22 protein-coding genes and 1 pseudogene are annotated in these 21,338 nt (G+C 52.2%); 19 read left to right on the top strand and 4 right to left on the bottom strand.

The features are described 5' to 3' along the window. Positions 1–2 precede the first annotated feature (2 nt). The 19 genes and pseudogenes from lysA to WAO31_RS02350 all read left to right on the top strand — a co-directional run bounded on the left by lysA (position 3) and on the right by WAO31_RS02350 (position 18,379). Complete coding sequence (lysA, locus tag WAO31_RS02440) at positions 3–1,409, top strand: diaminopimelate decarboxylase (protein ID WP_509589812.1); 1,407 nt, start codon at positions 3–5, stop codon at positions 1,407–1,409. 34 nt (positions 1,410–1,443) lie between these two features. Next, entirely contained in the window at positions 1,444–2,751 is a 1,308-nt protein-coding gene (locus tag WAO31_RS02435; RefSeq protein ID WP_509589941.1) for a homoserine dehydrogenase, read from the top strand. A gap of 51 nt (positions 2,752–2,802) precedes the next feature. Further along, on the top strand, positions 2,803–3,894 hold the full coding sequence (thrC, locus tag WAO31_RS02430) for a threonine synthase (protein WP_509589809.1): 1,092 nt from the start codon (positions 2,803–2,805) through the stop codon (positions 3,892–3,894). 3 nt (positions 3,895–3,897) lie between these two features. Beyond that, a complete protein-coding gene (thrB, locus tag WAO31_RS02425; RefSeq protein WP_509589807.1) occupies positions 3,898–4,833 on the top strand; it encodes a homoserine kinase in 936 nt (311 codons plus the stop codon). Between the two features lie 409 nt (positions 4,834–5,242). Beyond that, positions 5,243–6,487, top strand: a pseudogene (gene rho, locus WAO31_RS02420) (transcription termination factor Rho); the annotation flags it as partial. After that, on the top strand, positions 6,487–7,563 hold the full coding sequence (gene prfA, locus WAO31_RS02415; protein ID WP_509589804.1) for a peptide chain release factor 1: 1,077 nt from the start codon (positions 6,487–6,489) through the stop codon (positions 7,561–7,563). The pseudogene rho and the gene prfA, both read left to right, overlap by 1 nt. A gap of 1 nt (position 7,564) precedes the next feature. Further along, the gene (prmC, locus tag WAO31_RS02410; protein ID WP_509589801.1) at positions 7,565–8,416 is read left to right on the top strand and encodes a peptide chain release factor N(5)-glutamine methyltransferase; all 852 of its coding nucleotides are present in this window, start codon (positions 7,565–7,567) and stop codon (positions 8,414–8,416) included. 28 nt (positions 8,417–8,444) lie between these two features. After that, entirely contained in the window at positions 8,445–9,131 is a 687-nt protein-coding gene (locus tag WAO31_RS02405; RefSeq protein WP_509589798.1) for an L-threonylcarbamoyladenylate synthase, read from the top strand. A gap of 3 nt (positions 9,132–9,134) precedes the next feature. Continuing rightward, on the top strand, positions 9,135–10,244 hold the full coding sequence (locus tag WAO31_RS02400; protein ID WP_509589796.1) for a glycosyltransferase family 4 protein: 1,110 nt from the start codon (positions 9,135–9,137) through the stop codon (positions 10,242–10,244). Next, complete coding sequence (locus tag WAO31_RS02395) at positions 10,241–10,651, top strand: Cg1360 family ATP-synthase-associated protein (RefSeq protein WP_509589793.1); 411 nt, start codon at positions 10,241–10,243, stop codon at positions 10,649–10,651. The genes WAO31_RS02400 and WAO31_RS02395 overlap by 4 nt, the downstream gene beginning before the upstream one ends. A 108-nt stretch (positions 10,652–10,759) precedes the next feature. Continuing rightward, entirely contained in the window at positions 10,760–11,584 is an 825-nt protein-coding gene (gene atpB, locus WAO31_RS02390; protein WP_509589791.1) for a F0F1 ATP synthase subunit A, read from the top strand. 47 nt (positions 11,585–11,631) lie between these two features. Beyond that, positions 11,632–11,862, top strand: a complete 231-nt coding sequence (gene atpE / locus WAO31_RS02385; RefSeq protein WP_509589788.1) for an ATP synthase F0 subunit C — start codon at positions 11,632–11,634, stop codon at positions 11,860–11,862. Between the two features lie 19 nt (positions 11,863–11,881). Beyond that, complete coding sequence (locus WAO31_RS02380) at positions 11,882–12,430, top strand: F0F1 ATP synthase subunit B (protein ID WP_509589786.1); 549 nt, start codon at positions 11,882–11,884, stop codon at positions 12,428–12,430. 5 nt (positions 12,431–12,435) lie between these two features. Further along, complete coding sequence (locus WAO31_RS02375) at positions 12,436–13,239, top strand: F0F1 ATP synthase subunit delta (RefSeq protein WP_509589783.1); 804 nt, start codon at positions 12,436–12,438, stop codon at positions 13,237–13,239. A 44-nt stretch (positions 13,240–13,283) separates the two neighbouring features. Next, positions 13,284–14,921 (top strand): F0F1 ATP synthase subunit alpha, encoded by a 1,638-nt coding sequence (gene atpA / locus WAO31_RS02370; protein WP_509589780.1) that lies wholly within the window; start codon positions 13,284–13,286, stop codon positions 14,919–14,921. A 42-nt stretch (positions 14,922–14,963) separates the two neighbouring features. Next, complete coding sequence (locus tag WAO31_RS02365; RefSeq protein WP_509589777.1) at positions 14,964–15,872, top strand: F0F1 ATP synthase subunit gamma; 909 nt, start codon at positions 14,964–14,966, stop codon at positions 15,870–15,872. A 15-nt stretch (positions 15,873–15,887) separates the two neighbouring features. Then, a complete protein-coding gene (atpD, locus tag WAO31_RS02360) occupies positions 15,888–17,336 on the top strand; it encodes a F0F1 ATP synthase subunit beta (protein WP_509589774.1) in 1,449 nt (482 codons plus the stop codon). A gap of 2 nt (positions 17,337–17,338) precedes the next feature. After that, positions 17,339–17,605, top strand: a complete 267-nt coding sequence (locus WAO31_RS02355) for a F0F1 ATP synthase subunit epsilon (protein ID WP_509589772.1) — start codon at positions 17,339–17,341, stop codon at positions 17,603–17,605. 36 nt (positions 17,606–17,641) lie between these two features. Beyond that, entirely contained in the window at positions 17,642–18,379 is a 738-nt protein-coding gene (locus WAO31_RS02350; RefSeq protein WP_509589769.1) for a YaaA family protein, read from the top strand. Here WAO31_RS02350 and WAO31_RS02345 read toward each other — a convergent pair. From WAO31_RS02345 to WAO31_RS02330, 4 genes are read right to left on the bottom strand one after another with little or no spacing between them, the layout of a single operon-like run. Next, positions 18,362–19,723 (bottom strand): hypothetical protein, encoded by a 1,362-nt coding sequence (locus WAO31_RS02345; RefSeq protein WP_509589767.1) that lies wholly within the window; start codon positions 19,721–19,723, stop codon positions 18,362–18,364. The two genes, WAO31_RS02350 and WAO31_RS02345, sit on opposite strands and share 18 nt — an antisense overlap. A gap of 33 nt (positions 19,724–19,756) precedes the next feature. Next, positions 19,757–20,236 (bottom strand): RNA polymerase sigma factor, encoded by a 480-nt coding sequence (locus WAO31_RS02340; RefSeq protein WP_509589765.1) that lies wholly within the window; start codon positions 20,234–20,236, stop codon positions 19,757–19,759. A gap of 10 nt (positions 20,237–20,246) precedes the next feature. Continuing rightward, positions 20,247–20,834, bottom strand: coding sequence for a DNA-3-methyladenine glycosylase I (locus WAO31_RS02335; protein ID WP_509589762.1), 588 nt, complete (start codon positions 20,832–20,834; stop codon positions 20,247–20,249). Next, positions 20,831–21,310, bottom strand: coding sequence for a methylated-DNA--[protein]-cysteine S-methyltransferase (locus WAO31_RS02330; protein ID WP_509589759.1), 480 nt, complete (start codon positions 21,308–21,310; stop codon positions 20,831–20,833). The genes WAO31_RS02335 and WAO31_RS02330 overlap by 4 nt, the downstream gene beginning before the upstream one ends. Positions 21,311–21,338: the final 28 nt, after the last annotated feature.

Raw genomic sequence — 21,338 nt, 5'->3', positions numbered from 1 at the left:
TCATGAGTTCTAATCAGTCAAAATTTGCACCCGACTGGCTAACAGAGCCAAAAGATCAGAACCTGATTGATGGTGGAATCTGGCCAAGCGGTATGGCCCGAAGCGCAGCAGGCGATGTCACAATCGCCGGAGTTTCTGTCGGACAGTTGGCTACGCAGTTCGGTACACCAATTATGGTTATCGACCAGAATGATTTTTTTGCAAGGGGAGCAAAGGTAAAGGCAGCTTTCGATGATGCGGCCGCCCGAATTGGCACCAGCTCAAAAACCTATTACGCGAGCAAGTCACTTGTCACTACGGAGATTGTGAAGTGGATTGACAAGCTGGGCTTGAACCTGGATGTGTCCACCGGTGGCGAGTTGGCGATTGCCCTCGCGGGCGGTATCAGCCCGGACCGAATTGGGCTCCACGGCAGCAACAAGTCACTATTTGAAATTGGCCGTGCCGTAACCGCAAATGTTGGAACCATTGTCATCGATTCCGATATCGAAATCGAGCGGATTGCCTCGATTGCCGGAGCTCAGGACAAGGTGCAGGCGGTTCGCATCCGAGTTAATTCCGGAATTCACGCCAACACCCACGAGTACCTGGCAACCGCGAGAGAAGACCAAAAGTTTGGTATCGCAATATCCGATGTTCCCGCCCTGGTTGAGAAGATTCGTTCGCATTCCCACCTTCGCTTTTTAGGGCTGCACTCTCACATCGGTTCACAGATTTTCTCAATGGATGGCTTTATTGAGTCTGTCCGTAGGCTTCTTCCTCTGCACAAGGAACTACTTGCCGGGGGAGAGGTTCCAGAGCTAAACGTGGGCGGGGGATTTGGGATCAACTACACCTCGGCCGATAAAGCCCCAGATATAACCGAGTTTGCCGATCGCATCACCGAAGAAGTTGCCAAGATTTGTGGCGAGCTTGAGATCAGTGTCCCGGTTTTATGTTTCGAGCCAGGTCGAGTTATCTCCGGCCCCGCCGGAATCACGCTTTATAACGTCGGAACTATCAAGGACGTTCAGCTCAACGAAGACGGCGTATCGGGAGTTAGAAAATATGTCAGCATCGACGGGGGCATGAGCGATAACGCACGGCCGAGTCTTTACAGCGCTGATTACTTTCCGATATTGGCATCGAGAGTGTCAAGTGCCCCTGCCGCCCTGTCTCGAGTGGTGGGAAAACACTGCGAGAGCGGCGACATCGTGGTTAGAAACTGCTACCTACCGGAGGACATCAATCCAAATGATCTATTGGCGGTGGCGGCAACCGGCGCCTACTGTCATTCGCTGGCTAGCAACTACAACTACGTAACCAGGCCTGCCATCGTTGCAATCAAAGATGGAGAAGTTCAGGTAATTCTTAGGGCTGAGACCGAAGCGGACATGTTTGCCCGCGACCCTGGGTTCTCAGAAGAATAAGACAAGGTAGTTTGTAATGAGTATGGAGTCCAACGTGAGTGAATATCGCCCAATCCGGGTTGCCCTGCTTGGCGCCGGTTCAGTTGGTGCGGAAGTCGCAAGGCTCCTTCTAACCCAGAAAGCCGAATTGGCCGCCCGAGTTGGCGCCGAGCTTGAGCTTGTGGGTATTGCTGTTCGCGACCTAAAGACAAAGCGAAGCGGTTTCCCCAAGGAGCTCCTTACGACCGATGCCGAGAGTCTGATTCTTGGCGCAGATATAGTTATCGAGGTCATGGGTGGGCTGCAGCCAGCCAAGGACTATATTCTGCTAGCTCTAAATTCTGGTTCGGATGTAATAACCGCCAATAAATCCTTGCTAGCAACTCACGGCTCTGAATTGTTTAGCGCCGCTGATCAAGTTGGAGCGCAGCTTTACTTCGAGGCCTCGGTGGCTGGAGCTATTCCAATCATCCGTCCCTTGAGAGAGTCTCTAGCGGGTGACCGGGTCAAGCGCATCATGGGAATCGTGAACGGTTCCACCAACTACATTCTTGACCGGATGGATAAAAGTGGAGCAACTCTAGAAGTTGCCATGAAGGAAGCTACGGAGCTTGGCTATCTAGAAGCAGATCCCTCATTAGATGTTGACGGCTATGACGCCGCGCAAAAAGCCGCAATTCTGGCATCTCTTGCTTTCCATACCGAAGTCCCGCTCGAAAAGGTATACCGCGAGGGCATCACTGCTATCTCGGCTGATCAAATTGCCGCTGCCAAGCGTGACGGCTACGTCATAAAGCTTTTGGCAATTTGTGAATTTATTGAAGCCGATGAGGCCGGGGGCGAGGGAATATCAGTTCGGGTTTACCCAGCTTTGGTTCCAAGATCACACCCGTTGGGTTCGGTGGACGGTGCCTACAACGCAGTATTTGTTGAAGCAGAAGCCGCCGGCCGACTGATGTTTTACGGATCCGGTGCCGGTGGCACTCAAACCGCCTCGGCAATTTTAGGAGATGTGGTCTCCGCTGCTAAGCGCCACGTTGCCGGAGGTCCAGGACTTGCCGACTCAATTCACGCCAACTTTGAGATTTTGGACATGGGTCGAGTAAAGACTCGCTATGTGATTCAGCTAGAGGTCAAGGACCAGCCAGGAGTTTTGGCCAAGATTGCAACACTGTTTTCGACCCACAAGGTCTCCATAGAGACTGTCGAGCAGGCAGTTTTGGAGCGGGAGAGCACGACTGCCAGCTTGGAGATTGGAACCCACCTCGCGAGTGACCAGGCACTGACCGCAGTGGTGGAGGCTTTGAAATCCAACGAGGCCGTGGAATCGGTTATGTCTGTTATTCGAGTTGAGGGCATCTAGTGAAAATGAGCTCTAGAGTTTTGGGAAGTTCCTTTGAAAGGAGTGTTTACCGTGTTTGGTAAACCAAAGAAAGCGCACCAGTGGCGCGGAGTGATAAACGAGTATTACTCGCGACTGGATGTAAACAGGAAAACCCCTGTGATCACCCTAGGTGAGGGTGGAACTCCTCTAGTTTCAGCGCCTGCGCTAGCCAAACTTGTTGGAGCCGATCGGGTTTATCTAAAATTCGAAGGCATGAACCCAACCGGTTCATTCAAAGACCGCGGTATGACCATGGCGGTATCTAAAGCGGTTGGCGAAGGTGCTAAGGCTGTAATTTGTGCCTCGACTGGAAATACTTCAGCATCGGCTGCTGCTTACGCTGCGGCCGCCGGAATTCAATCTGTAGTTTTGGTTCCAGAGGGCAAAATCACTCTTGGAAAACTAAGTCAAGCTGTTGCACATAAAGCTCAGATTCTTCAGGTCCAGGGAAACTTTGATGATTGTCTAACTCTCGCAAGAGACCTCTCGGATAACTACGCAGTCCACTTGGTGAACTCGGTAAACCCGGACCGGATCGAGGGACAAAAAACGGCTGCGTTTGAAGTGGTCGATGCTTTGGGTCAGGCACCTGATTTCCACGTACTACCGGTTGGAAACGCAGGAAACTACTCGGCCTACTACAAGGGCTACCAAGAAGATTTCAAGGTTCGAAGAATCAAGAAGCTTCCAAAGATGTATGGCTACCAGGCCGAGGGCTCGGCCCCATTTGTATTGGGTGCGCCGGTCAAAAATCCGGACACTATTGCAACCGCAATTCGAATTGGAAACCCGGCGTCCTGGGATCTGGCACAAACTGCGAGGGAAAAGACTCAAGGTAAATTCGGGGCCGTTTCGGATAAAGAAATTTTGTGGATGCACCGCTTCCTGTCTCAGGAAGCCGGAGTCTTCGTTGAGCCAAGTTCCGCAACCGGAGCGGCGGGTCTTTACAAGGCCTCGCAGACCGGTGAGAGTTTTGCTGGCGCGTTGATAGTTATCACTGTGACCGGCCACGGCCTAAAAGATCCGATGTGGGCCCTCAAGGACGAAGCCGGAAACGAAATCACCCCTCACGCAGTTCCTAATAATGCTGCCGAGGTTGCAGAACGGTTGGGATTGGCATAAAAAATGGCTGTGGCTGAAGGCACCGTTGTAAAGGTAAGGGTTCCCGCAACATCTGCGAACCTGGGACCGGGCTTTGACACGCTCGGCATCGCCCTGGCCTACTACGACGACCTAGAGGTCACCGCAAAAAAGCAAGGGAAAATCTCAGTTTCTGTAAGCGGTGAGGGAGAGGGTCAGGTCCCATTGGATGAGAACCACCTAGTGGTTCGGGCAATTCTTGAAACTTTCAAGCGCGTGAAGCAGCAAGCCCCAGGTCTTTCGCTTTCCGCCGTTAACCGAATTCCTCACGGACGCGGTTTGGGTTCTTCCGGAGCCGCGGTGGTTTCGGGAATTATGGCCGCAAAGGGATTACTTCGGGGAGTCGTTGAGATAAGCGATAAGTTGATGCTAGATCTGGCAACTGAGTTTGAGAATCATCCCGATAACGTTGCTCCGGCCTTATTCGGAGGATTGAGTATTGCCTGGGAAGACGATCAGGGCCCGCACACCAAGAAGCTTTCAGTGCACCGAGGGGTATCACCCTTGGTACTTGTCCCCAGTACCAAAATGTCTACCGAGCTTGCCAGATCCATGCAGCCGGAGTCTGTTCCTCACGCCGACGCAGTCTTTAACGTTTCAAGGTCGGCGCTATTGGTGGCGGCAATGGTTTCATCTCCTGAGCTACTGCTAGCTGCCACCGAGGATAAACTCCACCAGAACTACCGAGCCTCAGCTATGCCGGAGACCGATAAGTTGATTCAGTTACTTCGGTCAAATGGCCACGCAGCCGTGGTTTCCGGTGCCGGGCCCTCGGTTCTGGTGCTAGCAAGTGACCCAGCCCAGCGCCTTCTGGCCAAGGAATTAGTGGAAAAGAAGTATCCACAGTGGCAACCGCTACTGTTGGCTGTTGACAACAAAGGTGCTACGCTAGAGGTACACCAAAAACAAGACGGTAAGTAAGCGTCAAATCTAGGTGCAATCCCCGCAGAAAATAACTGCGATACCACGCGATTCAAATCGTGTTGGCGGTAATCAGATTTTTCAAATCGATTATCTAATCACTCAAGAAAGAGCAATCACATAAATGGATGAAGTCCAAGAAACTAAGCCGGTACGCAAATCCCGCAGAGCAGGTGCCGACACAGCGGCTCCAGCAGAGGTAGCGGAATCCGCAACCAAGAAGACTCGAACCAGAAGCGCTAAACCCGCTGAGGAGAAATCTGAATCAAGCGAAGCTAAGGCTCCTAGGGAATCCGCTCCTTCGAGCGAAGCACCCTCGGACTCGGGCTCAGGCTCAGAATCGGGAGAGCGCCGCAGAAGCCGCGACTTCGATGAAGATCGCCGCGGCGGAGGTCGAAACTCAAGAAACCGCAACAGATACCGTGACCGTGATCGTGATCGGAGACGCGGCGGTGGCGGAGGTAACGATCGCGAGGAAGCCGAACCAGAGATTTCCCCAGATGACGTACTAATCAGCGTTGCTGGAATCCTTGACGTACTTGATAACTACGCTTTTGTTCGGACTAGCGGCTATTTGCCTGGACCAAACGACGTCTACGTTTCCCTCGGTCAGGTCAAGAAGTATGGACTTCGAAAGGGTGACGCCGTAGTTGGCGCTATCCGTCAGCCTCGTGAAGGCGAAGGACAGGGACGCCAGAAGTTCAACGCTCTAGTTCGCGTAGATTCGGTGAACGGTCTAGACCAGGACGCCTCGACTGAGCGAGTGGACTTTAATAAGTTGACCCCGCTTTACCCTCAGACCAGACTGCGTTTAGAGACCGAGCCCGGCAAGCTTTCAACTCGAATCATCGACTTAGTTGCTCCAATCGGTAAGGGCCAGCGAGGTCTTATCGTCGCGCCTCCAAAGGCAGGTAAGACTTTGATCCTCCAGGCAATTGCAAACTCAATAGCCGTAAATAACCCTGAGGTTCACTTGATGGTTGTTCTTGTTGACGAGCGCCCTGAAGAAGTAACCGACATGCAGCGAACCGTAAAGGGTGAGGTCATCGCCTCCACCTTTGACCGTCCAGCTGAAGACCACACCACCGTTGCTGAGCTTGCCATTGAGCGCGCAAAGCGTTTGGTTGAGCTAGGCCACGACGTCGTAGTTTTGCTTGACTCGATTACTCGTCTTGGACGCGCTTACAACTTGAGCTCTCCGGCATCGGGTCGCGTTCTTTCCGGTGGTGTTGATGCTTCGGCACTTTATCCGCCAAAGAGATTCTTTGGAGCGGCTCGAAACATTGAGGACGGTGGATCTCTAACAATTTTGGCTACCGCTCTAGTTGAAACCGGTTCCAAGATGGACGAGGTTATCTTCGAAGAGTTCAAGGGAACCGGAAACATGGAGCTTCGCTTATCCAGGTCACTAGCAGACAAGAGAATCTTCCCAGCCGTTGACCTAAACGCATCTGGAACCAGACGCGAAGAGATGCTGATGAACCCGGACGAGACCAAGATCATTTGGAAGCTTCGCCGTGCTCTTGCAGGTCTAGAGCAGCAGCAGGCTCTAGAGCTTGTTCTGAACAGACTCAAGGAAACCTCGAGCAACGTCGAATTCCTGATGCAGGTTCAAAAGTCCATGCCTGTTCCTTCCGGGTCCGACGGGGAATAATGCTTGATTCAGTCCAGCCCCTGCTGGCTGAGCATGCCTCGCTTCAGGAGCAACTATCTGATGCAGCAGTGCATCAGAATCCAGCCCTAGCCAAGAAGCTGAACCGACGCTACGCGGAGGTGAGTGCGATTGTTTCGGCATACCACCAGCTGGTTGAGCTAAATGACGATCTCGCCGCAACCAAAGAACTGGCCAAGGAAGACGAGGCTTTTGCTTCGGAACTTCCCGCCGTTGAAATCAAAGTCACCGAGGCACAAGAAAAGCTTCGTCGTCTCTTGATTCCAAGAGACCCTGATGACGGTCGCGACATCATTATGGAAATCAAAGCTGGTGAAGGTGGTGCGGAGTCGGCACTCTTTGCAGCCGATCTTCTTCGGATGTATATCCAGTACTCCAACTCCAAGGGTTGGAAGACTGAAATCCTGGACAAGAACGAGTCCGATCTCGGTGGATACAAAGATGTCCAGCTTGCAATCAAAGGCAATTCCAATGACCCAGCCGAAGGAGTTTGGGCTCACCTGAAGTATGAGGGTGGAGTGCACCGAGTTCAGAGGGTCCCAGTCACCGAAACTCAAGGTCGAATTCACACCTCGGCGGCTGGAGTATTAGTGTTTCCAGAGGTTGACGAGCCCGAAGAAGTTGAGATTAGCCCCAACGAGATCCGAGTGGACGTGTTCCGCTCTTCAGGTCCAGGTGGGCAGTCCGTTAACACCACCGACTCTGCAGTTCGAATCACACACCTTGCTACCGGAATCGTTGTCTCGATGCAGAACGAGAAGTCTCAGCTGCAAAACAGGGAAGCTGCTATGCGCGTGCTTCGGGCAAGATTGCTTGCGGCTAAGCAGGAGGCGATTGACGCTGAGCAGTCGGCTGCGAGAAAATCGCAGGTTCGCAGCGTGGACCGATCCGAGCGAATTCGAACCTACAACTTTCCCGAGAACCGAATTGCAGATCACCGTACTGGATACAAGTCTTATAACTTGGACCAGGTCATGGATGGGGCCTTGGAGCCAGTTATCCAGAGCGCGATTCAGACCGACGAAGAGGCCAGACTGGCAGCGCTAGGGGATAAGTAATTTGCTTATCTCGGAAGCTCTGAAAAGTGCAACCGAAAAACTGGTTTCAGCTGGTGTCACATCTCCCAGTGTTGACGCCGAGCTACTGGGTTGTTTTATCCTTGGGGTTCAAAGATCCGAGCTAACGATGCTTTTAATTGGCGATGAAACATTTCCGGAAGACAAAATTGGCAAATTTGAGGCTGCGCTTTCAAGGCGAGTAAAGCGCGAACCGCTACAGCACATAACGGGCCTGGCTCCCTTTAGGCACTTGGAGCTTTACGTTGGACCCGGAGTTTTTACTCCTCGACCCGAAACCGAGCAACTAGTTGAGCTGGCGATAGAAAAGATCAAGGAAAACACAAATCCAGTAGTCGTAGATCTTTGCTCAGGTAGCGGTGCAATCGCGATATCCCTTGCCACCGAGCTAGTAGCGGCTGAGGTTTACTCGGTTGAGCTTTCTGAGCAAGCTTTTGGTTTTCTAGAGCGCAACTATCAAAAATATGGTCTGGATTCAAAAAGTGCCAGGAATGAAGATCTTGCTGACGCTTTTGATGAATTAGAGGCAAAAGTAGATTTGGTAATTTCCAATCCGCCCTACATTCCGGATTCGGCGGTTCCGGTTGACCTCGAAGTTCAGCTGCACGAACCCAGCCTGGCTCTGTACGGCGGGAAAGACGGCCTGGATGTTATTCGAAAGATTTCATCCAGAGCCCTGTATTTACTAAAGCCCTCTGGCCTCCTACTGCTAGAACATGCCGACTCTCAGGCCCGTGCAATCGGTGAACTACTATTAAGCCAAGGCTGGTTGGAAGTGACTTCGAGTCAAGACCTGGCCGGCAAAGACCGGATGATCTCAGCACTAAAGCCCTAGCGGCGTAAGAAAAAAAGGCGGTGTTTAGGTGGAGCGTATTTACGACTGTTCCCTTGACACCGATTTACTAACCGGCATGAGACTGGCCAAAGTTTCACTCGGTCGCAAGGAACTAGCAGTTTTTCCAACTGACACCGTTTACGGTTTGGCTGCTGACGCTTTCTCGCACGAGGGAGTCAAGAAGCTTCTTGAAGCCAAGGGCCGCGACAGGCAATCGCCACCGCCTGTGCTAATTGGAAACACGTCCGCTCTAGAGGGCTTGGCTCAGGACGTGCCGCAGTTAGCTCATAAGCTCGCAGAAACCTTTTGGCCAGGTGCCCTTACGATTATTTTGAAGGCTCAGCCTTCGCTGACTTGGGACTTAGGAGAAACCAAAGGAACCGTTGCTCTTCGAATGCCCGATCACAAGATTGCTCTTGCTCTGTTGCAAGAAACTGGACCTCTTGCTGTTTCAAGTGCAAACCTGACCGGTGAGCCTGCTGCAACAACTTGCCAGCAAGCGGAGAAATATCTTGGCAGCAAAGTTAAGGTTTATCTGGATGGTGGGGCCAGCCCAAAGGGAGAGGCCTCAACGATTATTGACATGACGGATCTGATGGACACACTCTCTGACGAGGGAGAGATGGTTACAACCGGCAAGGCAAAAATAGTTAGGCGCGGAGCACTAAGCGAGAAAAAGCTTGCTACGGTGCTGGGCGATTTTCTAGAGGCTTAAGTCGTGAGAGCTTATCTGTTGATCATGGCGGTTGCCGCCGTTGTGACTTTTACCGCGACCTATCTGACTCTTCGGCTTAGCCGTAAGCATTCGATAATGCCTGAGATAAGAGAGAGGGATGTTCATACCGATCCGACTCCGAGAATCGGTGGGTTGGCCATGCTGGTGGGCTTTTTGGTCTCACTCGCTGTGGCGGCGTCTTTGGGTTGGTTCCGTTCGGTATTTGATGACCCAATCCACATCCTGGCCATCGCGGCTGCTGCAACCCTGATTGCCGTAATCGGAGTTTTGGACGACATTCTGGATTTGGACTGGACTATCAAGTTGGCAGGTCAATTCATGGCTGCTGGGATTTTGGCCTGGCAGGGAGTCCAGATTGTTTCCCTACCCATTGGTGGCTTGGTGATTGGTAGTTATGGGGTCTCTATTGTGGTCACAATCTTCATCACCGTACTGGTTATGAATGCAGTGAACTTCATCGATGGTCTTGACGGTCTGGTTGCAGGCGTAGTCCTAATTGGAACCGGCGTGTTCTTCCTCTACACATACCTATTGGTTCAGCAGACCTCTCCGACAAACTACTTCAATTTAGCTTCACTGATTTCCGCAATTGTGATAGGTGTCACAGCGGGATTCTTGCCGCTGAACTGGCACAAAGCCAAAATCTTTATGGGTGATAGCGGAGCGATGTTGCTGGGGCTGCTAATGGCAACTTCAGCACTGGCAGTTACCGGCCAGGTTGACCCTGCGGCGGTTTCTAGCGAATTACTGGCGCCGGCTCTATTGCCGCTCGTATTGCCACTTGCCATTTTGCTCTTGCCTCTTCTTGACCTTACTCTGGCGGTACTTCGAAGAATCAGAGCTGGAAAGTCGCCTTTCGCCGCAGACCGAAAGCACATTCATCACAAGCTTCAGGATTTTGGACACAGTCATATCGGTTCGGTTATGGTTTTTTATCTTTGGACAACGGTCATCTCTTTGAGTGCGCTGGCGCTGTTGTTCCTATCAGAAGGCACAGTGTTTGCCCTCGCCGCCCTCGTGGCAATCCCGGTTTTGGTCTACACGGTTTGGCCAGTTATTGAACGGCGAAGAAAGAGAGCAAACTCAAAATGAAACCATCCACCAATGTCGATCAGCTTTTCAAGAAAGTCTTGGCTCAGACATTTCTCCTCACTGGCCTGATAGCAACCCTCGGTTCTCTTGGTGGTTATTTCGTTGAAGGTGCTAATGGAGTGGTGAGTGCGCTGATAGGTTCTGCTTTGGCGTTCGCTTTCGGGGCCCTCACGGTTATCAGCATGCTGGTGGGTAGAAAGCTCTCGCTGTCTGGCTTTTTTGCCGTTGTGATGGGGGGCTGGCTTGTAAAGCTAATCGGATTTGCCCTACTGGCAAGAGCGCTTCAGGGGGCCGATTTTGTAAATGGTCCGGTGCTGTTCTTGACCCTGGTGGCGGCAATATTAGGGTCTCTGGTTGTGGACAGTATTGCTGTACTTTCGGCCAGGATCCCCGTGGTCGAGGGCTAGTTTTTTGTTGATAAGCTTTTCAAGATGCCGCAACGTATGGGGCATTGACACTGTAAATCGCCGCGATAAAACGCCCCGAAACAGGAGCCAGCCCTGCTAGATAACGCTATGAGCCTTCTAATCAAGGCTGCAGTAACCGACGAATCGGGCAACTATAAGGGCCCCTCCATCATGGAGTTTTACCCTGAAATCATCGCTTTTGAAGGCACCCCTTTTGCCTTGAACCGCATAATGCTGATTCGTCTTCTGGTGGTTTCACTGCTGCTGATTCTTTTCTACCTTTGGACACGTTCGTTCCAAAAGGCCACTCGCAATCAGAGTTTTGTCCCTACCAAGTTCCAGCTCATGGGTGAGATTTCTCTCAATTTCGTTCGCACCGGTATCGCTCACGGCCAGCTAGGAAAGGTGGATGGCGACCGCTTCCTTCCGCTTCTGACCACAATTTTCTTCACCGTGCTTGGCATGAACATCACCGGAATCATCCCGGGATTGAACATCGCAGCATCTTCGGTAATCGGGCTACCAATAGTTTTGGCCGCCGCAGCCTACGTGACCTTTATCTACGCAGGTATGAAAAAGCACGGTTTCGGCTTTTTCAAGAACTCGTTGTTCCCATCCGGGGTTCCACCAGCTCTATACGTCATGGTGACCCCGATTGAGTTCCTGTCTACCTTCATCCTGAGGCCGGTCACCCTGGCTCTTCGTCTAACCATGAACATGGTCGCAGGACACCTTCTGTTGGTTCTGTGCTTCGGAGCAACCCAGTTCTTCTTCTTTTACGCCGATGGCTTCTTCAAGCTCTTCGGGATCGGAACATTTATATTTGGATTCGCCTTTACGCTCTTTGAGATACTGGTGTCATTCCTACAGGCTTATGTGTTCACCTTGCTAACAACTGTTTACATTCAGTTGGCATTGGCAGATGAGCACTAAAGAAAACTGACAACCGTCAGGGAAAAACCACGGAAGGGAAATATCAATTGGACATCACTAACGTCGCCGAACTAACCGGCAACATCGCTGTAGTTGGTTACGGTCTAGCTGCAATCGGTCCTGGTATCGGTGTAGGTCTGGTCGTTTCAAAGACCATCGAATCCATCGCTCGCCAGCCAGAACTAGCTTCGAAGCTTCAGGTCACCATGTGGCTTGGTATTGCATTCACCGAAGCGCTAGCTCTAATCGGCCTAGCAACACCATTTATCTTCGCCTAAATCAAGTCAGGACTAAAAAATGATTACAAGGATCATCGTCGCTGCAGCAGAGACAGAGGCTAAAAACCCTCTCCTGCCAGCCGACTACGACATCCTTTGGTCGTCGGTCGTTTTCGCGATTTTGCTCACGTTCTTTTGGTTCAAGGTTCTTCCTAGTTTTAGAAAGACCCTGGATGATCGGACCGAAGCTATCGAGGGACGTCTAGCTGCTGCCGAAAAGGCTCAGGCTGAGGCAGCCGCTAAGACAGATGAGATTTCAAAGGCTCAAGAAAATAACCGCGCCGAGGCAAGCGCAATTCGTGAAGAGGCACGCGCCGAAGGCGCAGCAATTCTTGCCGAATTGAAAGAGCAAGCTCAGGCCGAGGCCGCTCGCATCACCCAAACTGCGAAAGTGCAGATTGAGGCTGAAAGGCAGGCAGCACTTATTTCCTTGCGCGCCGAAGTCGGTTCTATGGCAATCGATCTAGCCTCCAAGGTGGTTAGCGAGAGCTTGAAGGACAGCGCAACAGCCGCCAAGGTTGTTGACGACTTCTTGAAAGATATCGAGTCTTCGAAGGCAGGCAACTAAAGATCATGTCCAGCTCAACTAGACAAGCGGTAGCAGAGGCTAAGCAAATCATCACGCCACTGCTACAAGACGCCGAACTAAAGTTTGCGGAGGAACTATTCGCAATCGGTTCGGCAGTGTCTGACTCTAAGCAATTGCGCAACATTCTCTCGGACCCTTCCGCCGAGATTGCTAGAAAAAAGGCCGCCTTGGCAGCCGTTTTTGGTAAGAGCGTATCTTCAAAGAGTGTCGACTTTGTCGCAAAGCTAGTTGATCTTCGCTGGTCTAGTGGCCAGGATCTAGTTCGTGCCCTTGAGCAGCTAGCGGTTCACTCGGTTGCAGCAATCGCAGCGAAGTCGAACAAGCTTGAGGCTCTTGAAGCTGAGCTATTTAGTTTCCGACAGGTAGTTGATTCAGACCAGGAGTTGCAGATTGCTCTTGCCTCGAGGCAGGCATCGAGCGACCAGAAGTTAGTTCTTGTGAACAATCTTCTGGGCAGCAAGTTCGGACCTGAAGCAGGGTTATTGATTCGGTTCGCGGTGGTTGGTTCGACCAAGCGCCGCCTAGCGGTTGTTCTGGAGCAGTTTGGCAAACTACTCGCGGCCTACGCAGAGCGGTTGGTTGCCAATGTAACGGTTGCTACTGCGCTGAGCGATACTCAAAGAGCCGATTTGGAATCTGCACTAACCAAAACTCACGGGCACGCACTAAGAATGAACATCGAGGTAGACCCAGCAATCCTCGGTGGCATGAAGGTACAGATCGCTGGAGAGATTATTGACGGTAGCGTTGCTAACCGTCTCAAGCAGGCAAGGATGATGCTGGCTTAGGCCAACATCTAATACGGGGTTCGCCCCAGAAGTAGAGGAAGCACATGGCAGATCTGAAAATCAGCCCAGACGAGATTCGCGACGCCCTGAAGGGATTCGTGAACTCTTATGAGTCAGACAAGTCCTCGCGAAATGAGGTGGGCCACGTAATCGACGCCGGTGACGGTATTGCGCACGTTGAAGGTCTTCCGAGCGCGATGGCCAACGAGCTACTGAAGTTCGCTGACGGAACGCTTGGTCTTGCTCTAAACCTTGACGAGCGTGAGATTGGTACCGTTGTTCTAGGAAACTTCGAGGGCATCGAAGAGGGTATGGAAGTGCAGCGCACCGGCGAGGTACTGTCTGTTCCGGTTGGGGATAATTTCCTAGGCCGCGTTGTCGACCCTCTGGGAAACCCAATCGATGGCCAGGGTGAGATCAAGGCCGAAGCTCGTCGAGCACTTGAACTTCAGGCTCCCGGCGTAATGGCCAGAAAGTCAGTTCATGAGCCACTTCAGACCGGCATCAAGGCAATTGACGCCATGATTCCAGTTGGTCGCGGACAGCGTCAGCTGATCATTGGTGACCGCCAGACCGGTAAGACCGCAATTGCGATTGACACGATTATTAACCAGAAGGCCAACTGGGCAACCGGAGACGCCAACAAGCAGGTCCGCTGCGTCTATGTTGCTATTGGACAAAAGGGTTCAACCATTGCCGGTGTGAAGGCCGCCTTGGAAGAGGCCGGCGCGATGGAGTACACGACCATCGTGGCTTCCCCAGCATCAGACCCAGCGGGATTTAAGTACCTAGCTCCTTACACCGGTAGCGCAATCGGGCAGCACTGGATGTACGGTGGCAAGCACGTTCTGATCATCTTTGATGACCTTTCCAAGCAGGCTGAGGCATACCGTGCGGTATCCCTTCTTCTTCGTCGCCCACCGGGCCGCGAGGCATATCCTGGAGATGTTTTCTACCTACACTCCCGTTTGCTTGAGCGTTGCGCGAAGCTAAACGACGAGCTCGGTGCCGGTTCTATGACTGGACTACCAATCATCGAAACCAAGGCGAACGACGTTTCTGCATACATTCCAACCAACGTGATCTCGATCACCGACGGACAGATCTTCTTGCAGTCTGACCTCTTCAACGCCAACCAGCGACCAGCTATTGACGTTGGAATCTCGGTTTCTCGAGTTGGAGGTGCAGCTCAGGTGAAGGGAATCAAGAAGGTTTCTGGAACTCTGAAGCTGGAGCTGGCGCAGTACCGCTCACTAGAGGCATTTGCGATGTTCGCATCTGACCTTGATGCCGCGTCTCGACAGCAGCTGGCTCGTGGAGCGAGACTGATGGAGCTTCTGAAGCAGCCCCAGTACTCTCCGTACCCGGTTGAAGACCAGACCGTTTCGATCTGGGCAGGTACCTCTGGCAAGCTTGATGAGGTTCCAGTTGAAGATGTTCTTCGCTTCGAGTCTGAGTTCTTGGACTACCTAAAGCGCAACAGTAAGGCTCTAGAGACTATCCGCGAAACCGGAACCCTTGAGGACGACACCGTTCGCGAGCTAGAAGGCGCAATCGATAAGTTCAAGAAGAGCTTCCAGACCGGCCAGGGTGTTCCTCTGGCATCGGTTGGCAACGAAGCCGTTCCTGCGATGGGCGAAGAAGAAGTAAACCAGGAAAAAATCGTAAAGCAGAAGCGCTAAGCGCGTCAGCTTTTGGTAAAGGGAAGAAGGAAGGAGTAGGACATGGGAGCACAGCTAAGGGTCTACCGTCAAAAGATTAAGTCGGCACAGACCACGAAGAAAATCACACGCGCCATGGAGTTGATTTCAGCATCCCGTATCTACAAGGCGCAGCAGCGCGTTGCAGCCTCTACTCCTTACTCAAGAGCCGTCACCCGCGCAGTGTCAGCTGTTGCTACTTACTCAAACATCGATCACCCGCTAACCACCGAGCCAGAGACCATCGATCGCGCAGCGATCGTTATCTTCACCTCAGACCGCGGTCTGGCAGGAGCATTTTCCTCGAACGTCCTAAAGGAAGTTGAACAGCTCACCACTTTGCTGAAATCCCAGGGCAAGGACGTTGTTTACTACCTGGTTGGTCGTAAGGCAGTTGGCTACTTCAACTTCCGTCGTCGCACAGCTCGCGAGCAGTGGATTGGTGGGACCGACCTTCCTGAGTTTGATACCGCTAAGGCAATCGCAGATGCCGTCTTGGCTGATTTCAACACCGACTCAAAAGAAGGCGGCGTGGACGAGATCCACATGGTTTACAACCGCTTTGTCTCGATGATTTCTCAGGTTCCAGAGGTTGTTCGACTACTTCCACTAGAGGTGGTCGAGGGAGTTGAGCCACCTTCGAAGTCCGAGGTCTTCCCGCTTTACGAGTTTGAGCCGGATGTCAACAAGGTGCTTGACGCACTGCTTCCGGTCTACATCGAAAGCCGAATTTTTAATGCCATGCTTCAGTCCGCGGCCTCCGAGCATGCAGCTCGCCAGAAGGCCATGAAGAGCGCAACCGATAACGCTCAGAAGCTGATCTTGAACTACACCCAGTTGAGCAACCAGGCACGTCAGTCCGAAATTACCCAGCAGATTTCCGAAATCGTCGGTGGAGCAGATGCCCTGTCCACCTCAGGCGACGAGGACTAAGAGAAAGATAAGAACATGGCCGAGACAAAGACCACTCCAAAGGCAGGAACCGGGCGCATTGCGCGAGTTAACGGTCCAGTTGTTGACATCGAGTTCCCACACGATGCCATCCCTGAGATCTACAACGCTCTAACCACCGAGATTGAGCTTTTGGGGGAGAGCACAACTCTTACCCTCGAGGTTGCCCAGCACCTAGGTGATGACCTGGTCCGCGCAATCGCCCTAAAGCCAACCGATGGTTTGGTTCGTGGCGGTAGCGTGTCAGACACCGGAGCTCCTATCTCAGTTCCGGTTGGTGACGTGACCAAGGGTCGCGTTTTCAACGTGACTGGTGAAGTCCTAAACGGCAAGCCTGGTGAGAAAATCGAAATCACGGAGCGCTGGCCGATCCACCGCAACCCGCCAGCTTTCGACCAGCTTGAGTCCAAGACTCAGATGTTCGAAACCGGCATTAAGGTCATCGACTTGCTAACCCCATACGTACTGGGTGGAAAGATTGGTCTTTTCGGTGGTGCCGGTGTTGGTAAGACCGTTCTTATCCAAGAAATGATTTACCGCGTGGCCGAAGACCACGACGGTGTTTCGGTGTTCGCAGGTGTTGGTGAGCGTACCCGTGAAGGAAACGACCTAATCGACGAAATGACCGAGTCGGGCGTCATCGATAAGACCGCGCTCGTGTTCGGTCAGATGGATGAGCCACCGGGCACCCGTCTTCGCGTTGCACTTTCAGCCCTAACCATGGCGGAGTACTTCCGCGATGTTCAGAAGCAGGACGTGCTCTTGTTCATCGACAACATCTTCCGTTTCACGCAGGCCGGTTCTGAGGTTTCGACCCTGCTAGGTCGTATGCCATCAGCCGTGGGCTACCAGCCAAACCTGGCCGATGAGATGGGTCTTTTGCAGGAGAGAATTACCTCTACCCGCGGTCACTCGATTACTTCTCTTCAGGCCATCTACGTTCCTGCCGATGACTACACCGACCCGGCTCCTGCAACCACATTTGCTCACCTCGATGCCACAACTGAGCTAAGCCGAGAGATTGCATCAAAGGGTCTATACCCAGCTGTGGACCCGCTAGCTTCTACATCCAGAATCTTGGACCCTCGCTACATCGCTAAGGAACACTACGAGACTGCGGTACGCGTGAAGCAGATCTTGCAGAAGAACAAGGAACTTCAGGAAATCATCGCCATCTTGGGTGTTGAGGAGCTCTCTGAGGAGGACAAGGTCACCGTATCAAGAGCCCGTCGTATTCAGCAGTTCCTATCCCAGAACACCTACATGGCTACCAAGTTCACCGGAGTTCCGGGATCAACCGTTCCACTCAAGGAGACTATCGAAGGCTTCTCGAAGATTGCTTCCGGTGAGTTCGATAACGTCGCCGAGCAGGCCTTCTTCAACGTCGGTGGACTTGAGGACGTTCAGCGTCAGTGGGAAAAGATTCAGAAGGAATCTGGTAACTAATTTTGTCCGAAAAAACCCTAAAAGTAGAGCTAGTCTCCGCCGCCTCGTCGGTTTGGTCAGGTACCGCCAAAATGGTAGTTGCCAAAACTGTCGAGGGCGAGATTGGTCTATTGCCAGGCCACGAGCCAATGCTGGCCATTTTGGCAAGCGGCGAAGTTCGCGTCACATTGCCCGAGGGTGAAGTGAAGAAGTTCAGTGCCGAGGATGGCTTTTTGAGCGTTGAGCACGACGTCGTCACGGTCGTTGCCCGCAACGCCGAAGTGGTCTAGGGGTCTAGCCAGGGCAATTTTGCCGGGGAGAAAAAGATGATCTTTTTACTTCCGCCATCTGAGTCAAAACAAACCGGTGGTACCAAATCAAAAATTGATCTGAGTTTTCCTGCTCTTGATAAAACCAGAAGTTCAATTCGAAAAGCCCTAATTGAGCTTTCAAAACATCCCAAAGCCGCTACAGCGGCACTAAAGCTTGGACCCAAGCAATTGGGTGAGCTTCAAGTGAACCTTGATCTAGCAAAACCTATAACCATGCCGGCCATTCACCGATATACGGGAGTTCTTTACGACGCCTTGAAACTTGATGGCCTCTCGGCCGAGCAACAACGAAATGCAAAGCGCATCGTCTTTGTACAGTCCTCGCTCTTTGGGCTAATCGGTGCTCTCGATGAAATTCCAAATTACCGACTCTCGGCTGGATCCAAATTACCGGGAATAAACTTGCGTTCTGAATGGAACAAAGCTCACGAGGTTATCTGGGCGAACTTAGCCGACGAAACTATAATTGATCTTCGCTCGAAGGCTTACGCCCAGCTTGCTCCGATACCCCAGGGGATTAGTGCGTTCGAGGTTGCGGTTGTCTCGGAGGATGCCAAGGGTGTTCGAAAAGCTCTGAATCATTTCAACAAGCAGGCGAAGGGCAGTTTTGTGAGGGCGGCGCTTTCGGTCAATACCAAGTTAGAAAAACCCGGTGACCTAAACTTGGTCGCCAAATTGGCCGGGCTCAAACTGGAGCAGCAGGGTGAGACCCTGCTACTTATTGCTAACTGAGTCATCAGCCGGGAGCGGCATTATGTTGAAATCGGTTTCTTCAGGCAGCGCAATGACTCCCTCGATGACCGAAATAACCGCACCAAACCAACCCTGGTCGTTGATTAGGATCCATCCGGGCACCAACCACACTTCACCGTTCGCATCCCAGACACTCAGCAGAGCGCTTTCCGATTCGAGGATTGTGAGAACCAGAGTCTCTGGCACTGGCATCGGTTCCGGCATCGGCTCAATGGCGATAGATGAGTCACCCTCTAAGCCCTCGTCGAATGGTTCTTCAGTTCCAAGAAACGGTGCGGGCTCCGAAATTTGCCTTGGCTGGAATCGCTGGTAGAAAATCCCAGATGGAGATCCACTCCAGCGCCAGTCAGCCAAGCGTTCAACCGCAGCCAAAGCCGAGATGGTGTCAAAGTTTCCCATGGACTCGGCAACTACCGAATGGCCGCCTGCGTAGCTAATTTGACCAGTTGACGACCAACCCAAGTACCACTCGAGGTTTGTCGGTTGACCCCCAACAGACATTGAAGCCGATGCATTCACGCCCCATTCAGAAATCTCGATTCGAATGTCGGAAGCTGAAACGGGCAATCCCGTGGCGTTGAAAACCTCCAACGCTTTCGCTCGGGCCTCAGCCTGAGTTGGAAGAAGCTCAGGGGTCGGCTGGAACTCTCGGTAGGTGACACAGTTTCCGGCGTTGTCAGTTTCCTCACAAACCGAGTCTGGGAAGGCGACCGGATTTGAGTAGTTCCAAGAGGCCGTTCCGAGCCACCACAGTGAGATGACCGGATTTTCTGCGTCATAACCCCAGGGGTCATCAGACTGACCAAAGAAGTATCCAGGGTTTCCTTCAGCAAAGTCAGGGTATCTCTTGATCGACCCCGCTACGCCAAAGACCTCAGCCACGTTTTTGAGAACCTCTTCCGGAGTTGAAGTTCGCGCGAGTTTATACACCTCGCCAGATGCTGTCTCGTTTGAAAGATTGGGACCCGCTAAAAATTCGAAATAGTTGAAGGGCATCGAAGTTCTTTCCAAACCAATGTCCATTTGTACCGCAGCTGATTCGCTGTTCCTCGCACCCTGCATCCCAGAAAGCTGAATCAGTGGCTGCGGGGTTGAGGTAATCACTAGCGCAACTGCAACCACGGCTGCCGAGCCAGCGACGCCGAGGCCAAGGGCCATTCTTCTAACGTTCTGGCCAAGCAGTTCAAAACGGCCCCGGAGGCTTAGCTTGGAATCTCTTGCAATGGCGCTGGCAATTAGGCCGTCGGTTAGGGTCGGCGCGGTGCGCTTTTTGGCAGGATCGGCTTTGGTGATTCTGCTATCTAGTTCGTCTTTTTGGCTCATATATTGTTTATGTCTCAAAGCCTAAAAATGTGTCTAATTGGGTACAGAAAGATTTGCCTTGAGTTTTTTCCGGGCCTTGGCAACCCGCTGGGTGAAGGCGTTGGGGCTAATCTCAAGCACCCGAGCGGCATCTTGGTGGCTCAGGCCCTCAAATGCGGTGAGAGAAATGGCCTCACGCTCGAAACTACTGAGCTTCTTCCAGGCTTTTGACAGGTCGAGGTCGGAAAGTGCTATGTCTTCCGCAGCGGGGGCAAAATCGTTAGACCTGAAGCGCAGAAGAAAGTTTTTCTCGCTCTGGACTGCCCTCCTATGATTTGAAACCACGAATCCAGCGATTCGATACAACCAGGCCAACTCGAAACCTTCTGGAGATTGGCTTCTTTTGCGCCACGCTATTTCAAAGACTTGGGAAGCGAGTTCCTCGACCTCGGAGGTCTCGACGCGCCTTGCTAGGTAGCTCGAAATCTGGGGTAGGAAGCCACGATACAGGCTCGTGAATTGTTCTGGGGACACGGGCTTTAGTCTAATCCTGCAGCTGTTTGCGCCTGAAACAACCCGGCGCATGATCGTTGACCATACCGATTGATTGCATGAGGGCATACATGGTCGTCGGCCCAACAAAAGAAAACCCAAGTTTCCTAAGCTCTTTACTTAGACTTTCCGACTCTTGATTTGAGGCAACAACCTCAAAGCTTTGTGGGGAGGCTCGCTTGGTTTTGTTAGCGGGGGCGTGGGCCCAGATAATTTCAGAAAGCGATCTTTCAAGAGCCAGGCAGATCTTTGCGTTGGATATAGTAGAGATTATTTTCGCCCGGTTTCGAATAATGCCCTCATCTAGCATGAGGCGCTCGACGTCATCTTCGGTCAGCTTTGCGACCTTCTTGATTTCAAAACCCCGAAATGCTTTTCTAAAGCCCTCCCGTCGTTTGAGGATAGTTATCCAGGAAAGCCCAGCCTGAAAACCCTCGAGAGATACTCGTTCGAAAAGCGCATCATCATCAAGCACCTGGACACCCCACTCGGTGTCGTGGTACTGGATATAAACACTGTCGTTTTTTGGCCAAGAGCAACGAGTGAGACCATCTTCATATTTGGAGATCAGTGCGCTCAAGCTCGAAACTCGATGTTCTCGTGGTTCAGAAGCCAGGCCTTGGTTTTGATTCCGTCCCCGCCTGTGAAACCGGTGATTTTGCCGCTTGAACCAAGTATTCGATGGCATCCAACTACAATCGGCGTGGGATTCGCGCCTACGGCCGCACCCACCGCCCGCGAGGCCAGGGGGTTGCCTAGCTTGGCCGCAATTTCTCCATAGCTCAGGGTTTTGCCGGCCGGCAGCTTGGCAATTTCCCTCCAAACTGCCTTTTGAAACTCAGTACCCGGAACTTCTAGGGGTAAAGAAAATCTAGAAAGCTTGCCCGAGAAGTAGTCCTCGAACTGTTTCTTAGCGTCATCTAAAACCTTCGCGGAGCCTGCAGTCTTGGCCTTTTTCCCAAGTTCAACGTGTACTAGCTTCTCGCCTTGGGCAATAAGCGTGATTGGACCAATAGGTGAAGTCAGGGTTATGACTGCTTTAGGACTTACCTTCATGAAGCCATTTTCCCCCATCTTTTTTGCA

This window comes from Rhodoluna sp. (assembly GCF_049276775.1).
Classification (GTDB): Bacteria; Actinomycetota; Actinomycetes; order Actinomycetales; family Microbacteriaceae; genus Rhodoluna.
Note: the sequence above shows the minus strand (reverse complement) of the source record. Positions and strands in the feature narration are given on the sequence as shown.

What these genes read in the sequence shown, in the direction of transcription:
- lysA (WP_509589812.1), top strand. Translation starts at nt 3, where the DNA reads ATGAGTTCTAATCAGTCAAAATTTGCACCCGACTGGCTAACAGAGCCA.
- thrB (WP_509589807.1), top strand. Translation starts at nt 3,898, where the DNA reads ATGGCTGTGGCTGAAGGCACCGTTGTAAAGGTAAGGGTTCCCGCAACA.
- prfA (WP_509589804.1), top strand. Translation starts at nt 6,487, where the DNA reads ATGCTTGATTCAGTCCAGCCCCTGCTGGCTGAGCATGCCTCGCTTCAG.
- WAO31_RS02395 (WP_509589793.1), top strand. Translation starts at nt 10,241, where the DNA reads ATGAAACCATCCACCAATGTCGATCAGCTTTTCAAGAAAGTCTTGGCT.
- atpB (WP_509589791.1), top strand. Translation starts at nt 10,760, where the DNA reads ATGAGCCTTCTAATCAAGGCTGCAGTAACCGACGAATCGGGCAACTAT.
- WAO31_RS02380 (WP_509589786.1), top strand. Translation starts at nt 11,882, where the DNA reads ATGATTACAAGGATCATCGTCGCTGCAGCAGAGACAGAGGCTAAAAAC.
- WAO31_RS02375 (WP_509589783.1), top strand. Translation starts at nt 12,436, where the DNA reads ATGTCCAGCTCAACTAGACAAGCGGTAGCAGAGGCTAAGCAAATCATC.
- atpA (WP_509589780.1), top strand. Translation starts at nt 13,284, where the DNA reads ATGGCAGATCTGAAAATCAGCCCAGACGAGATTCGCGACGCCCTGAAG.
- WAO31_RS02365 (WP_509589777.1), top strand. Translation starts at nt 14,964, where the DNA reads ATGGGAGCACAGCTAAGGGTCTACCGTCAAAAGATTAAGTCGGCACAG.
- atpD (WP_509589774.1), top strand. Translation starts at nt 15,888, where the DNA reads ATGGCCGAGACAAAGACCACTCCAAAGGCAGGAACCGGGCGCATTGCG.
- WAO31_RS02350 (WP_509589769.1), top strand. Translation starts at nt 17,642, where the DNA reads ATGATCTTTTTACTTCCGCCATCTGAGTCAAAACAAACCGGTGGTACC.
- WAO31_RS02345 (WP_509589767.1), bottom strand. Translation starts at nt 19,723, where the DNA reads ATGAGCCAAAAAGACGAACTAGATAGCAGAATCACCAAAGCCGATCCT.
- WAO31_RS02330 (WP_509589759.1), bottom strand. Translation starts at nt 21,310, where the DNA reads ATGAAGGTAAGTCCTAAAGCAGTCATAACCCTGACTTCACCTATTGGT.